Annotated in this window: 13 protein-coding genes and 1 pseudogene; 11 read left to right on the top strand and 3 right to left on the bottom strand. The window is 61.9% G+C overall.

Annotated elements, in window-relative coordinates; genetic code table 11:
• Nucleotides 1-18: 18 nt before the first annotated feature.
• A complete protein-coding gene (gene argH / locus OC610_RS10060) occupies nucleotides 19-1413 on the bottom strand; it encodes an argininosuccinate lyase (RefSeq protein ID WP_264427663.1) in 1395 nt (464 codons plus the stop codon).
• A gap of 462 nt (nucleotides 1414-1875) precedes the next feature.
• Here argH and OC610_RS10050 point away from each other — a divergent pair, with 462 nt between their 5' ends.
• From OC610_RS10050 to rsd, 7 genes and pseudogenes are all read left to right on the top strand, one after another.
• Nucleotides 1876-2622 carry a LytR/AlgR family response regulator transcription factor gene (locus tag OC610_RS10050; protein WP_264427662.1) on the top strand — a complete coding sequence of 249 codons (747 nt, stop codon included), beginning with the start codon at nucleotides 1876-1878 and terminating at the stop codon, nucleotides 2620-2622.
• A 127-nt stretch (nucleotides 2623-2749) separates the two neighbouring features.
• Nucleotides 2750-3691 (top strand): hydroxymethylbilane synthase, encoded by a 942-nt coding sequence (gene hemC, locus OC610_RS10045; protein WP_264427661.1) that lies wholly within the window; start codon nucleotides 2750-2752, stop codon nucleotides 3689-3691.
• Nucleotides 3688-4434: pseudogene (locus OC610_RS10040) on the top strand (uroporphyrinogen-III synthase); the annotation flags it as partial. The gene hemC and the pseudogene OC610_RS10040, both read left to right, overlap by 4 nt.
• Nucleotides 4435-4470: 36 nt before the next feature.
• Complete coding sequence (locus OC610_RS10035; RefSeq protein ID WP_264427664.1) at nucleotides 4471-5601, top strand: uroporphyrinogen-III C-methyltransferase; 1131 nt, start codon at nucleotides 4471-4473, stop codon at nucleotides 5599-5601.
• Nucleotides 5598-6839 (top strand): heme biosynthesis protein HemY, encoded by a 1242-nt coding sequence (locus OC610_RS10030; RefSeq protein WP_264427660.1) that lies wholly within the window; start codon nucleotides 5598-5600, stop codon nucleotides 6837-6839. Before OC610_RS10035 ends, OC610_RS10030 begins: the two co-directional genes overlap by 4 nt.
• Before the next feature lie 193 nt (nucleotides 6840-7032).
• Nucleotides 7033-7575 (top strand): disulfide bond formation protein B, encoded by a 543-nt coding sequence (locus OC610_RS10025; RefSeq protein WP_264427659.1) that lies wholly within the window; start codon nucleotides 7033-7035, stop codon nucleotides 7573-7575.
• Nucleotides 7576-7751: 176 nt separating this feature from the next.
• Nucleotides 7752-8210 carry a sigma D regulator gene (gene rsd / locus OC610_RS10020; RefSeq protein WP_181288066.1) on the top strand — a complete coding sequence of 153 codons (459 nt, stop codon included), beginning with the start codon at nucleotides 7752-7754 and terminating at the stop codon, nucleotides 8208-8210.
• 53 nt (nucleotides 8211-8263) lie between these two features.
• Here the strand turns inward: rsd and OC610_RS10015 are convergent, their stop codons facing one another.
• Entirely contained in the window at nucleotides 8264-8929 is a 666-nt protein-coding gene (locus OC610_RS10015; protein ID WP_264427658.1) for an FKBP-type peptidyl-prolyl cis-trans isomerase, read from the bottom strand.
• Nucleotides 8930-9122: 193 nt separating this feature from the next.
• Here OC610_RS10015 and OC610_RS10010 point away from each other — a divergent pair, with 193 nt between their 5' ends.
• The gene (locus OC610_RS10010) at nucleotides 9123-10301 is read left to right on the top strand and encodes an AlgP family protein (protein ID WP_264427657.1); all 1179 of its coding nucleotides are present in this window, start codon (nucleotides 9123-9125) and stop codon (nucleotides 10299-10301) included.
• Here the strand turns inward: OC610_RS10010 and OC610_RS10005 are convergent.
• Entirely contained in the window at nucleotides 10298-10762 is a 465-nt protein-coding gene (locus tag OC610_RS10005) for a TIGR02444 family protein (RefSeq protein WP_264427656.1), read from the bottom strand. The two genes, OC610_RS10010 and OC610_RS10005, sit on opposite strands and share 4 nt — an antisense overlap.
• Before the next feature lie 50 nt (nucleotides 10763-10812).
• On the opposite strand from OC610_RS10005, the gene OC610_RS10000 reads away from it, so the two are divergent.
• The 3 genes from OC610_RS10000 (at nucleotide 10813) to OC610_RS09990 (ending at nucleotide 14029) form a co-directional block, all read left to right on the top strand.
• Nucleotides 10813-12723 carry an ATP-binding cassette domain-containing protein gene (locus OC610_RS10000; protein ID WP_264427655.1) on the top strand — a complete coding sequence of 637 codons (1911 nt, stop codon included), beginning with the start codon at nucleotides 10813-10815 and terminating at the stop codon, nucleotides 12721-12723.
• Nucleotides 12723-13304, top strand: a complete 582-nt coding sequence (locus OC610_RS09995; RefSeq protein ID WP_264427654.1) for a mechanosensitive ion channel family protein — start codon at nucleotides 12723-12725, stop codon at nucleotides 13302-13304. Before OC610_RS10000 ends, OC610_RS09995 begins: the two co-directional genes overlap by 1 nt.
• 92 nt (nucleotides 13305-13396) lie before the next feature.
• On the top strand, nucleotides 13397-14029 hold the full coding sequence (locus OC610_RS09990; RefSeq protein ID WP_264427653.1) for a LysE family transporter: 633 nt from the start codon (nucleotides 13397-13399) through the stop codon (nucleotides 14027-14029).
• Nucleotides 14030-14075 lie beyond the last annotated feature (46 nt).

Below are 14075 nucleotides of genomic sequence, written 5' to 3'. Positions count from 1 at the left end.
GCTTTTGGCTTTGAGCTGTTAGCGGCTGGCAAGCAGCGCCTGGCCTCGCACCACGGCAGCCTTGACCTGCGCTGGCGCCGTTCCGCCAACGTGGTCACGGGCATTGACCGAGCCTTCCAGGGTCAGCACGGCAAACACGTCCTGTTCGATCTGGTCGCTGAACCGGCGCAGTTCGTCCAGGCTCATTTCCGCCAGGTCCTTGCCGGTGTCCACGCCGTACTTCACCGCATGGCCGACGATTTCGTGGCAATCACGGAACGGCAAGCCTCGGCGCACGAGGTAGTCGGCCAGGTCGGTGGCGGTGGAGAAACCGCGCAGGGCCGCTTCGCGCATCACCGCGTGCTTGGGCTTGATGGCCGGGATCATGTCGGCGAACGCCCGCAGCGAATCGCGCAAGGTGTCGGCCGCGTCGAACAGCGGTTCCTTGTCTTCCTGGTTGTCCTTGTTGTAGGCCAGCGGCTGGCCCTTCATCAGGGTCAGCAGGCCCATCAGTGCGCCGAATACCCGGCCGCTCTTGCCCCGTACCAGTTCCGGTACGTCGGGGTTTTTCTTTTGCGGCATGATCGAACTGCCGGTGCAGAAGCGGTCGGGCAGGTCGATGAATTGGAATTGCGCACTGGTCCATAGCACCAGCTCTTCGGAGAAGCGCGACAGGTGCATCATGGCAATGCTCGCGGCGGCGCAGAATTCGATGGCGAAATCGCGGTCCGAGACGTTATCCAGCGAGTTCCCGCCGACGGCATCGAAGCCCAGCAGTTGCGCGGTGTACTCACGGTCGATCGGGTAGGTGGTGCCGGCCAGCGCGGCGCTGCCCAGGGGCATGCGGTTGGTGCGCTTGCGGCAATCGACCAGGCGCTCGTAGTCGCGGCTGAGCATCTCGAACCAGGCGAGCATGTGATGCCCAAACGTTACAGGTTGCGCGGTCTGCAAGTGCGTGAAGCCGGGCATGATGCTCTCGGCCTCGCGCTCGGCTTGCTCCAGCAGGCCTTTTTGCAGGCGGGTGATCTCGGCCAGGATCAGGTCGATTTCATCGCGCAGCCACAAGCGGATGTCGGTGGCGACCTGGTCGTTGCGGCTGCGGCCGGTGTGCAGCTTCTTGCCGGTCACGCCGATGCGGTCGGTCAGGCGCGCCTCGATGTTCATGTGCACGTCTTCCAGATCGACACGCCAGTCGAACTGGCCGGCCTCGATCTCGCCCTGGATGGTCTTCAGGCCATCGATGATGCTGTCGCGCTCGGCATCGGTCAGCACGCCGACCTTGGCCAGCATGGTGGCGTGGGCGATCGAGCCCATGATGTCGTGGCGATACAGGCGCTGGTCGAAGTTGACGGAGGCGGTGAAGCGGGCGACGAAGGCGTCGACGGGTTCACTGAAGCGGCCGCCCCAGGACTGATTGGTCTTGTCAGTGCTCATGAATTCGCTCGTGATCGGCTGGAAAAGAGTAGCGGTTGAAGGCTGTGGCGGATGATAACAGGGTTGCCGGGGCTGGCGCTGGCAGTGGTCGCCAGGTTTTTCGCAGCGAACGCCAACGGATCCAAAGGGTTTTTCGCATAACGATATTTTTCGATTGAGCAATATCGTCGCGGCAACCGTCTACAGTGGACGGTAAGACTTTGCTTTTTCATCCTGGACGCATCGGATGCACCAAGTAAGGGGGGTGTGCATATTGGTCAAATCGAGTGTTAAAAAACCCTGTGGCGACGCTGTGCGACAACAGGCCTCGAGCATCGGTCGGCAAGCGCTGGTAAAGATAGGCAACCGCCTCGCGGCACTTTTAGGCCCTCGGACGAGTCTTAGCGTGGATCGCAGTGACGGATGTCACTTCCCCTGTCTACGCTATCCTTGTGCGAGACTCACGCAGGAATCCAGCGCAATATGAATGTCCTGATCGTTGACGACGAACCACTGGCCCGCGAGCGCCTGAGCCGATTGCTCGGTGAACTCGAGGGTTACAGTGTCCTGGAGCCGAGCGCCACCAATGGCGAAGAGGCATTGGCCCTTATCGACAGCCACAAGCCGGATATCGTGCTGCTCGACATTCGCATGCCTGGCCTGGACGGCTTGCAGGTCGCGGCGAAACTGTGCGAGCGCGAGTCCCCGCCCGCGGTGGTGTTCTGCACCACTCGGGACGACTTTCCCCCCGAGGTGTTGCAGGCCGGCGCCGTGGGCTACTTGATCAAGCCTGTTTCCGTCGAGGCGCTGCAAGAGGCATTGCGCAAGGCAGAGCGGCCGAACCGTACGCAACTGGCAGCGCTGACCCGTCCGGCCGCCGAAAGTGGCAGCGGTCCTCGCAGCCATATCAGTGCGCGGACACGCAAGGGGATCGAATTGATCCCGTTGAACCAAGTGGTCTATTTCATTGCTGATCATAAATACGTGACGTTACGCCACGAAAGCGGTGAAGTGCTGCTGGACGAGCCACTCAAGGCGCTCGAGGACGAATTCGGCGACCGGTTCGTGCGCATTCACCGCAACGCGTTGGTGGCGCGCGAGCGCATCGAGCGGTTGCAACGCACGCCCCATGGGCATTTCCAGTTGTACCTCAAGGGGCTTAACGGCGATGCGCTGATTGTCAGCCGTCGGCATGTCGCGGGTGTGCGCAAGATGATGCAGCAGCTTTAGCGCGGCGCCTCGATGCGTCCTGTTTCCAGGATTGGCGGCCAGGGAGGCCCCGGGGTCGTGATTCAAATCAAAGCGGATTTGGCTGAGCTGTTATTATCTGCCGTATCTTTTAAGTACGGATTGATCCATGTCCCCTCGCGAGATCCGCATCGCCACCCGTAAAAGCGCCTTGGCCCTCTGGCAGGCCGAATACGTCAAAGCCCGCCTGGAAGCGGCCCATCCCGGTTTGATCGTGACGCTGGTGCCGATGGTCAGCCGTGGGGACAAGCTGCTGGATTCGCCATTGTCGAAGATCGGGGGCAAGGGCTTGTTCGTCAAGGAGCTGGAAACTGCCTTGCTGGACAACGAAGCCGATATCGCCGTGCATTCTATGAAGGACGTGCCCATGGATTTCCCCCAGGGCCTGGGGCTCTTCTGTATCTGTGAGCGGGAAGACCCGCGCGATGCGTTCGTCTCCAATACCTATTCCAGCCTCGATGCGCTGCCCGCCGGGAGTGTGGTGGGCACTTCCAGCCTGCGCCGCCAGGCACAGCTGCTGACCCGTCGTCCCGATCTGCAGATCCGCTTCCTGCGTGGCAACGTCAACACCCGCTTGGCGAAGCTCGATGCCGGCGAGTACGACGCGATCATCCTCGCCGCCGCAGGTTTGATCCGCTTGGGTTTCGAAGACCGCATCACCTCGGCCATCAGTGTCGATGACAGCCTGCCGGCTGGCGGACAGGGCGCGGTAGGGATCGAATGCCGCAGCGCCGACGATGAAATCCATGCCTTGCTGGCGCCTCTGCACCACGAAGACACCGCCATCCGCGTATTCGCCGAACGTGCCCTTAACAAGCATCTGAATGGTGGCTGCCAGGTGCCGATTGCCTGCTACGCCGTGCTCGAGGGCGAGCAAGTCTGGTTGCGTGGCCTGGTCGGCGACCCCAACGGTGGCACGTTGCTCAGTGCTGAAGCCCGGGCGCCGCGCCGCGATGCCGAGGCGCTGGGTGTACGGGTCGCCGAAGACCTGCTCAGCCAAGGCGCTGACGACATCCTCAAGAAGGTCTACGGCGAGGCAGGCCCCGCGTGACAGGTTGGCGCCTGTTGCTTACCCGCCCAGCGGACGAGTCTCGCGCGCTGGCGGCTGTCTTGGCGGATGCCGGGATATACAGCAGCAGCCTGCCGTTGCTGGATATCGAGCCGATTCCCCTTTCAGCGTCCGGGCAGGCGACTCTCCAGGCCCTGGATCAATATTGTGCCGTGATCGTGGTCAGCAAACCCGCTGCCCGGTTGTGCGTGGAACTGTTGTGCCAATATTGGCCGCAACCACCGGACCAGCCATGGTTCAGCGTGGGGGCAGCGACCGGCCAGATTCTTGCTGACGCCGGCCTAGGCGTGTCTTATCCCGAAAATGGTGACGACAGCGAGGCCTTGCTTGAACTTGCAGCGTTGCGCCAGGCTATTGACCGGCCCGATCCTCGCGTCTTGATTGTGCGCGGTGAGGGCGGGCGCGGTTTACTGGCGGAGCGTTTGCGCGAGCAAGGTGCTAGTGTCGATTATCTTGAGCTGTACCGGCGCGGCCTGCCGCAACACGGCAAAGACGAATTGCCCGCGAAGGTCGAAGCGGAACGCTTGAACGCCCTGGTGGTCAGCAGTGGGCAGAGCTTCGAGCATCTGCACCGATTGGCCGGTGAAGCGTGGCCCGCCCTGGCGCGGCTACCGTTGTTCGTGCCAAGCCCCAGGGTTGCCGAGATGGCGCATGCCGCCGGGGCTCGGACAGTTGTGGATTGCCGTGGCGCCAGTGCCGCGGCTTTGCTGGCGGCGTTACGGGAACAATCCGTGCCGTTTTCTAATGCAAAGGATGGACACGTGAGCGAAACAGCCTTGCCAAAAGATCAGGATCAGCCTGCGCTCGATGCTCCGCTTGACGCCAAGGCGCCGATAGCGCCGCGTCGCGGCAACGGACTGGCGATTGTCGCGCTGTTGTTGGGGGCCGCCGGCGTGGCGATGGGTGGCTGGGGTGTGTGGCAAGTGCGCCACTTGCAGGCCAACACCCAGCAGCAGTCCGCCCAGGTCCAGACGCTCAATGACCAGGCCCAGAGCCTCAAGCTCAATGAGCAACGCCTGAGTGAGCGCCTGGAGCAGTTGCCCCCGGCTGAAGAACTGGAAGAGCGGCGCCGCCAGGTCGCGCAGTTGCAGGGCGATCAGCAGCGCTTGAACCAGCGCCTGGAAACCGTGCTCGGTGCCAGCCGCAAGGATTGGCGCCTGGCCGAAGCCGAGCACTTGTTGCGCTTGGCCAGCCTGCGCCTTTCCGCCCTGCAAGACATCAGCAGCGCCCAGGCATTGGTGCAGGGCGCGGATGAAATCCTGCGCGAGCAAAACGATCCGGGATCGTTCGCCGCACGCGAGCAACTGGCCAAGACCCTCGCCGCGCTGCGCAGCACCGAACAACCGGATCGCACCGGCCTGTTCCTCCAGTTGGGTGCCTTGCGCGACCAGGTGCTGCAGCTCTCGGAAGTGGCGCCCGAGTATAAGGATCGCGGTGAATCCCTGTTGGGCCTGACCGCCGATGGCGATGGTGCCAGCCGTTGGGCGCAGTGGTGGGATCAGATCTCCCGCTATATCCGTATCGATTTCAATGCCGATGAAAACGTTCGTCCACTCTTGGCCGGGCAGAGCCTGATGCAGGTGCGCCTGGCCTTGAGCCTGGCGCTGGAGCAGGCGCAGTGGGCCGCGCTCAACGGCCAGGCGCCGGTCTACACCCAGGCGTTGGCCGAAGCGCGGGATGTGCTCAAGAACAACTTCAACCAGGACAACCCGCAAAGCAGGATCATGCTGGAGCGCGTGGTCGAGCTGGGCAAGTTGCCGGTGACCGTGGTCACGCCGGACCTGACCGGCACGTTGAGCGCGGTCCAGGCCTATCTCGAACGTCGCAACGTGAATGCCGAAGAGTCAGTCAAGCCGATGCCCAAGACTGGCGCGCAGGAGACCACGCCATGAAACGCCTCTACCTGATTCTGTTCGTGGTCATCGCTGTCGCCGCCGTGCTGGGCGTGGCGATTGCCGAGCATTCGGGTTACGTGCTCGTGGCGTACAAGAACTTCCGTTACGAAGCCGGTCTCTGGGTCACCCTCGCATTGCTGGCTGTGCTCTGGCTGGTATGGCGCGGTGTGAGCGCCTTGATCGGGCTGGTCACCACTTCCACCGGCGTGGTCAATCCATGGTCGCGACGCAACCGCAGTCGTCGCGTGCAAGTTGCCATCGAACACGGCCAGTTGGACCTGGCTGAAGGTCGCTGGGCCAGTGCCCAGCGGCACCTGCATCGTGCGGCCGAAGCCGAGCGCCAACCCTTGCTGTATTACCTCGGTGCCGCCCGCGCGGCCAACGAACAAGGTCTTTATGAGCAAAGCGACAGTTTGCTGGAGCGCGCCCTGGAGCGTCAGCCCCAGGCGGAACTGGCCATTGCGCTGACGCACGCTCAGTTGCAGACGGACCGGGGCGATACCGACGGTGCCTTGGAGACGCTGCAGGCGATGCATGAACGTCATCCTCATAACGCCCAGGTTCTTCGTCAGTTGCAGCGCTTGCACCAACAGCGCGGTGACTGGTCGGCAGTGATCCGGTTGTTGCCTGAGTTGCGCAAGGACAAGGTACTGCCCCCCGCCGAACTGGCTGAGCTGGAGCGTCGTGCCTGGGGCGAAAACCTTACCCTGGCGGCACACCGCGAAGCCGATGGCAGCGTCGGCTTGCAGTCGCTCAGCCGCGCCTGGCAACAGCTGAGCTCCGCACAGCGCCAGGAGCCGGCATTGGTGTTGGCCTATGCCGAACAGCTCCGGCAATTGGGCGCCCAAGTCGAAGCGGAAGACGTGTTGCGCACTGCCCTCAAGCGCCAGTACGACAGCCACCTCGCGCGCCTGTACGGCTTGGTCCGCGGTGCGGATCCAACTCGTCAACTGCAAGCGGCCGAAGGCTGGCTCAAGGACCATCCGGGGGATCCAAGCCTGCTGCTGACGTTGGGGCGCTTGTGCCTGCAAAACAGTTTGTGGGGCAAGGCCCGGGATTATCTGGAAAGCAGCTTGCGGGCCCAGCGCAACCCCGAGGCCTGCGCCGAGCTGGCCCGATTGTTGGCGCAGCTGGGGGATGCGGAGCGTAGCAACCAGCTCTTCCAGGAAGGGTTGGGGTTGTTGGACGAGCGTTTGCTTGCTGCACCGCTGCCGGTTCCGGCCCAGGCCATTTGAGCGATCACTGAATCGTTGTAGCGTGGGCGTTTGAGATGCCTTCGGTAAAATCCTACAGCTAACTGCGCTAAGTCTCGTTATGTCTGTCGGGAATTCCCTACACCTTTGGTGAAGTGTCCGCACGGGCCTGCCTTGAAAGGCCCGACGGCTTTCCTCTACCGTAACAGCTTGTCTCTTCTGTTACGGAACCGCCATGTCTTTGGCCTGCTCACGCTTCTTGTTTTTCATGGCTTCCATCGCCGCAGCCCTGGCTCTGGGCATCGCCAGTTACCTGGAATACGCGGTCGGCCTGATCCCGTGCAGCCTGTGCATCTTGCAGCGGTTATGCCTGATGGTTTTCCTGGTGAATTGTCTTGGGGCTTGCGTGCAGGGACCGGGTCGAAAGGGCAGCGTTGTCTATGCCGTCGCGGGGGTAGCATTCGCGTCCGCAGGGTTGATGCTGGCGTGGCGGCAGGTCTTGGTGCAAACCGCTTCGGTTGAGTATTTGCCTGATTGCGTGACCCGGTTAAGGGAAGCGGATTCGTGGTGGCATGCCATGAGTCATGTGCTTGAGGGCGCAATCGACTGCACAAGAGTCACCTGGACGTTGTTCGATCTGAGCATGCCCGAGTGGAGCCTGCTGTTTTTTCTTGCCCTGGCGATTTCGATGACCTACCTGCTGTTGCGCCTGGCCTGGGATGCCCTGGTCCGCCCTTTCAGCGACCAGACGTCGCAGTTGGTCAGGGTGCTGGATTAAACACTTGTATGAACTTTATCTCCTGCGTACCTTGAAGCGGTTGTCGTGCGGGCATAATCTGGCCCGCACGTATCATTGGAATTGTGCCACTCGATCATGTTGTGCCTGGTGTGTCCCTGGTTATCCAGGCGTGTTTCAGGCTGCGAGGGGCATGACTCAGAAGGGAAGAAATCACCATGCTCGAAAGTTGTCAGAATGCTCAGGAACGCTGGGGTGGGGTGCATCTGCTGATCGACCGCTGGTTGCAGGAGCGTCACGAACTGGTTCGGGCCTATGATGCTCTTGGCGGCAAGCCCGAAGCATTGAGTGAAAGCCGCAAGCCTCTGCAGGAGTTTTGTGGCGTGCTGGTGGACTATGTCTCTGCCGGCCATTTCGAGATATACGAACAACTGACGAGCGAGGCCAAGGCCTTCAACGACAAGCGCGGCCTGGAATTGGCCGACACGATTTATCCGCGCATCGACGTCATCACCGAAAAATTGCTGGCCTTCAATGATCTGTGCGACGAAGGCAAATGCGTGGCGGAAAAATTCAAGGAGCTGGGTGGCTTGCTCCATGAACGTTTCGAACTGGAAGACTGCCTGATCGAAGTGTTGCACAACGCCCATAAGGAAGAGGCTGCGGTCCAGGCTTGAGGACTTCGCGGTAAATAAAAAACGGTGCGCATTGCGCACCGTTTTTTTTTGCCTCAGGTCGTCGCGCCGAGTAATTCGATTTCAAATACCAATGGCGTGAAAGGCGGAATCACGTCCCCTGCACCTTCGGCCCCGTAGGCCAGCGCCGACGGAATCACCAACCGCCATTTCGCCCCCACCGGCATCTGCGGCAGTGCACTGCGCCAGCCATCGATCACGCTATCCAGGTTGAACCACTGCGCCTGATGGTTGGAATCGAATACCGTGCCGTCCGGCAGCCGCCCGACATACAGCACTTGGACCTTGCCGTGAGGGCCGGCCTTGCTGCCGCTGCCGGGCTTGAGTTCGGTCAGCAGGATCCCGTCCGGCAGTTGCTGGACGCCCGGCCGGCTTTTCTCATCGTTGAGAAATTTCTGCTCGGTCTTCAGTGCCACTTGGGCCTCGGGTGATGCCGATTGCGCGGTCAGTTGCGCCTGGTGTTCGGCCAGGACTTGTTCGATGCGTTCATCCTTCAAGGCCAGCGGCTTACCGAGATAGGCCTGTTGCAAGCCCTCGACCAAAGCTTGTATCTGCAAGTCGGGCACGTCTTGGCGCAAGCGTTCGCCAAGGCTCGCGCCGAGGCTGTAGGCCAGGTCGTGGGCATCGTTTGCGTTGGTTTTTTCCGCGGCCTGCGCCATAGGGAAGACCAAGCAAAAGAGTAGAAAAAGGTGACGCGACATGTGTGCTTACTCCGGCCTCGATTCGAGGGATTATGCCAGTGTCGATATCTGTGCAAGCGCATGGCCGTGGCAATGCGGCAGAAGATTTTTTGCGACTTGCAACGCAACGCCATGTGTAGTGTCAACATGCCCTAGCGGCGGTTGCAGCAGAGGTCTAGTATGAGCCGCACTCACGTCAGTCAGGAGGTAAACCATGTCGGCCACCAAGAAGCCTGTAAACACTCCGTTGCACTTGCTCCAACAACTGTCGGGCAGCTTGCTCGAGCATCTGGAAAATGCCTGCTCCCAAGCCCTGGCTGATGCTGAAAAATTGCTCGCCAAGCTGGAAAAACAACGCGGCAAGGCGCAGGAAAAACTGCACAAGTCGCGCACCAAACTGCAAGACGCGGCAACCGCTGGCAAGGCCAAGGCACAAGCCAAGGCAAAAGACGCCGTGAAAGAACTTGAAGACCTGCTCGACTCCCTGAAGGATCGTCAGTCCGAAACCCGCGCCTACATCCTGCAGCTCAAGCGTGACGCACAGGAAAGCCTGAAACTGGCCCAGGGTGTCGGTCGCGTCCAGGAAGCCGTAGGCAAGGCACTGAGCCTTCGTGCTGCGAAGCCTGCCGCTGTATCGGCCAAGAAACCCGTGGCTAAACCTGTCGCTGCAAAAACGCCAGCCAAGGCGCCCGTCAAGCCAGCCGCCAAGGCTGGGGCAAAAGCTGCCAGCAAGCCAGCTGCCAAACCTGCTGTTAAAAAACCGGTTGCTGCCAGCGCAGTAAAACCAGCGGCGAGCAAGCCGGCCGTCAAGGCGGCTGCCAAGCCTGCTGCGAAAACCACGGCTGCGAAACCTGCTGTCGCCAAACCCGCTGCAAAAGTCGCCGCCAAGCCTGCCGCCAAAACCGCTGCTGCCAAGCCCGTCGCGACGAAGAGCGCCGCTGCCAAACCTGCCACTAAAGCAGTTGCCAAACCGGCGGCTGCGAAGCCCGCAGCAGCCAAGCCAACTGCGGCAAAAACCGCTGCGGCCAAACCAGCGACCAAGCCTGCAGCGAAATCGGCAGCCAAGCCAGCTGCAGCCAAAGCGCCTGCCAAGGTTGCGGCGAAACCTGCTGCGAAACCAGCGGCAGCCAAACCAGCAGCGGCGAAACCTGCGGCGGCCAAACCAGTAACGGCCAAGCCGGCCGCTGCCAAACCCGCCACAAAACCAGCAGCGACCAAGCCTGCCGTGAAAAAGCCTGCCGCTGCAAAACCAGCGACTGCTCCGGTTGCCAAGCCTGCCGCGCCAGCGCCTGCTCCTACGGCGACTCCCGCGCCAACGGCCAGCACGCCGGCACCGGCTGTGAATCCGAGCGTTACTGCGGCATCGAACAGCACTCCACCCCGCGCTTCCTAAGTGTCGGACACCGCGACGCGCAGCTGATGCAGCGCGTCGTGGTGAAGGCGGCCGGCGTTTCCCGCCACGCTTTGCAACCATTGACCCGCGCCTGCATGGCGTTCCTTCGGCCAACCCTTGGTCACCGTCTCCAATTGCTCGAGTAGTTGCCGCTCGGCTTCCAACTCCAGACGCTTGATCTGCTCGCGCAGGCCATTGAGCCTTGCATCCCCCAGGGCAGCCTCTTTCCATTGAATGCGCAGCGCACGCAATGGCTGTACGACGTGTTCACTCCACGGTTCCGCCAGGTTCCGAAGTTGTTCCAGTCGCTGTTCATCGAACGTCACGCCACGCTGTTCCAGCCATAGCCCGCAGAGCACCAGGCATACATTTACGCCGGCTGTCTGTAGCGCCAGGCACGCGGGCTCCACGCCAGGCTTGACGTAGAGGTCGAGGGAAAAGCTCCACAGATCAGAGGACATCGTGCTACTCGCGCCAGTTGCGAGCGAAGCTGGTAGACTCCGCCGCCATTATGATTCGACTTCAGAACCTGACTTTACAGCGTGGCCCGCAACGTCTGCTAGAAGACGCCGAGCTGACCCTGCACGCCGGCCACAAAGCCGGCCTCATCGGTGCCAACGGCGCCGGCAAATCGAGCCTGTTCGCCTTGTTGCGTGGCGAGCTGCACCCGGACTCCGGCGATTGCTTCCTGCCGGCCGATTGGCGCATCGCCCACATGCGCCAGGAGGTCGATACGCTCGAACGCCTGGCAGTGGATTACGTGCTCGACGGTGACGTGCGCCTGCGTCAGGTCCAGCATGATCTCGCCGCCGCCGAAGCCGCCCATGACGGCGCCGCCCAAGCCCGCCTGCACGCCGAGCTCGACAGCGCCGACGGCTACACCGCTGACGCCCGCGCTCGTAAATTGCTGGCCGGCCTGGGCTTCACCAACGAACAGATGGACCGTCAGGTCGGGGATTTCTCCGGCGGCTGGCGGATGCGCCTGAACCTGGCGCAAGCCCTGATGTGCCCTTCGGACTTGCTGTTGCTCGACGAACCGACCAACCACTTGGACCTCGACGCCATCATCTGGCTTGAAGACTGGCTCAAGGGCTATCCCGGCACGCTGCTGCTGATCTCCCACGACCGGGATTTCCTCGACGCTGTGGTCGATCACGTCGCCCATGTCGACCAGCGCAAGCTCACCTTGTATCGCGGCGGCTACAGCGCGTTCGAGCGGGCTCGGGCCGAGCGCCTGGCGCAGCAGCAACAAGCCTACGAGAAGCAGCAGGCGCAGCGCGCGCACATGGAAAGCTATATCGCTCGCTTCAAGGCCCAGGCCACCAAGGCTCGCCAGGCGCAGAGCCGGATCAAGGCGCTGGAGCGGATGGAAGAGCTGTCGGCGGCCCATGTCGATTCGCCATTCGATTTTGTCTTCCGCGAGTCGTCGAAGATTTCCAGTCCATTGATCGACCTGTCCGATGCACGACTGGGCTATGGCGACAAAACCGTGCTGGAGAAGGTCAAGTTGCAACTGACGCCCGGCGCGCGGATCGGTCTGCTGGGGCCTAACGGTGCCGGTAAATCGACCTTGATCAAGAACCTGTCCGGCGAGCTTGAGCCCTTGGCCGGGCGCCTGACACGCGGTGAAAATACCGTGGTCGGTTATTTCGCCCAGCATCAACTCGATTCCCTCGATTCCAAGGCCAGCCCATTGCTGCACCTGCAACGCTTGGCCCCGACCGAGCGCGAGCAGACGTTGAAGGATTTTCTCGGCGGTTTCGATTTCCGCGGGGCGCGGATCGACGAACCGGTGCTGAATTTCTCCGGTGGTGAAAAGGCCCGCCTGGCGCTGGCGTTGATCGCCTGGGGCCGGCCGAACCTGCTGCTGCTCGACGAGCCAACCAACCACCTGGACCTGGAAATGCGCCTGGCCCTGACCATGGCCTTGCAGGAATTCAGCGGTGCGGTACTGGTCGTGTCCCACGACCGGCACCTGCTCAAGAGCACCACGGACAACTTCTTCCTGGTCGCGGACGGTAAAGTCGAAGAGTTCGACGGCGACCTTGAAGACTATGCGCGCTGGCTGGTGGATTATCGTCAGCGCAACGCACCGGTCAGCACCACGCCGGTCAATCCGGACAAGACCGACAAGAAAGCCCAGCGCCAGGCCGCGGCGGCGTTGCGTCAGCAACTGGCGCCACACAAGCGCGAGGCAGACAAGCTCGAGGCCGAGCTGGGCAAGCTCCATGAAAAACTGCAGAAAATCGAAACCAGCCTGGGTGACAGTGGTCTCTACGAGGCAGCGCGCAAAGATGAGCTGCGTGACTTGCTGGCCGAGCAGGCCAAGCTGAAGGTTCGGGAAGCGGAGCTTGAGGAGGCGTGGATGCAGGCCCTGGAGTTGCTGGAAAACTTGCAAGCGGAGCTGGAGGCGCTGTCCTGATGGAAGCGTTGTCCCTGCCCATACCCGTCATGTGGATCGAGCCGATCTGGCTCGGCGTGCAAGTCCTGCTGATCTTGCTGGTAGGTTACGTGGCCCAGCGTTTCGTGGCGCGTGCGCTCACTGGCCTGGGTGAGCGCTACCCGCTGCCGCCCCAGCTGGTCATTATCCTGCGTGGTGTGCTGCGCTGGTTGATCATGGGCAGCGCCGTGCTGGTCGCACTGGAGCGCCTGGGCGTTTCGGCTACGGTACTGTGGACCGCGCTGTCGGGGTTTGTTGCCGTGGCGGCGGTGGCGTTCTTCGCCATCTGGAGCGTGTTGTCGAACCTGCTGTGCGCCATCCTGATCTACACCGTCGGGCCGTTCCGCCTCGGTGACGTGGTCGAGCTGGTGGAAGCCACCGACAAGCCAGGCATCAAGGGCCGGGTGGTGGCGATCAATCTGCTCTACACGACGTTGATCGAACCCGAGGAGCTCGGGACCGCAAGCTCCATGGTGCAAGTGCCCAATACGCTGTTCTTCCAGCGTTCGGTCCGCCGCTGGCGCGGCAGCGAAGCATTTCCGGTTGGCGGGTTCGTCGAATAGCCTTATTTGCCTGGCGCATGAAGAAATCGGTGGTTATCCCCACGGCGGCGCATTAGCTTATTCGTTTCGACGGATCCGGGCTGAGGTGTGCAATGTTGCTAGAAACGTGGCTGGCGTTCTTCGCCGCTTGTTGGGTTATCAGTCTTTCACCGGGCGCCGGTGCCATTGCCTCGATGTCCAGTGGCCTGCGGTACGGCTTCTGGCGTGGCTACTGGAATGCCTTGGGTCTGCAATTGGGCCTCGCGCTGCAAATTGCGATCGTCGCAGCGGGCGTCGGCGCGATCCTTACCGCCTCGGCCACCGCGTTTTACGCCATCAAATGGTTCGGCGTGGCCTATCTGGTCTACCTGGCCGTCAAGCAATGGCGGGCGATCCCCGGTGACCTCAGCGACGATGCGACCATTCGGCCCATCGGCAAGCCGCTGGCGCTGGTGTTCCGCGGTTTCCTGGTGAACATCAGCAACCCCAAGGCCCTGGTGTTCATGCTCGCCGTGCTGCCGCAATTCATCGATCCCCACGCGCCGTTGATCAAGCAATACCTGATCCTGGGCGTGACGATGATTGGCGTCGATCTGATTGTCATGGCCGGGTACACCGGGCTGGCGTCCAAGGTACTGCGCCTGTTGCGTACCCCAGAACAGCAACGGCGGATGAACCGGACCTTTGCCGGTTTGTTCATTGGCGCCGCGGGTTTGCTGGCGACGATTCGCAAGGCTGCGGTGTAGTCCCGGTGGGAAGAAGAGCTTTCGTGGCGAGGGAGCTTGCTCCCGC

The organism is Pseudomonas agronomica (genome assembly GCF_025917275.1).
GTDB classification, from domain to species: domain Bacteria; phylum Pseudomonadota; class Gammaproteobacteria; order Pseudomonadales; family Pseudomonadaceae; genus Aquipseudomonas; species Aquipseudomonas agronomica.
The sequence above is the reverse complement of the archived record's forward strand: the minus strand, read 5'-3'. Positions and strand labels throughout refer to the sequence as shown.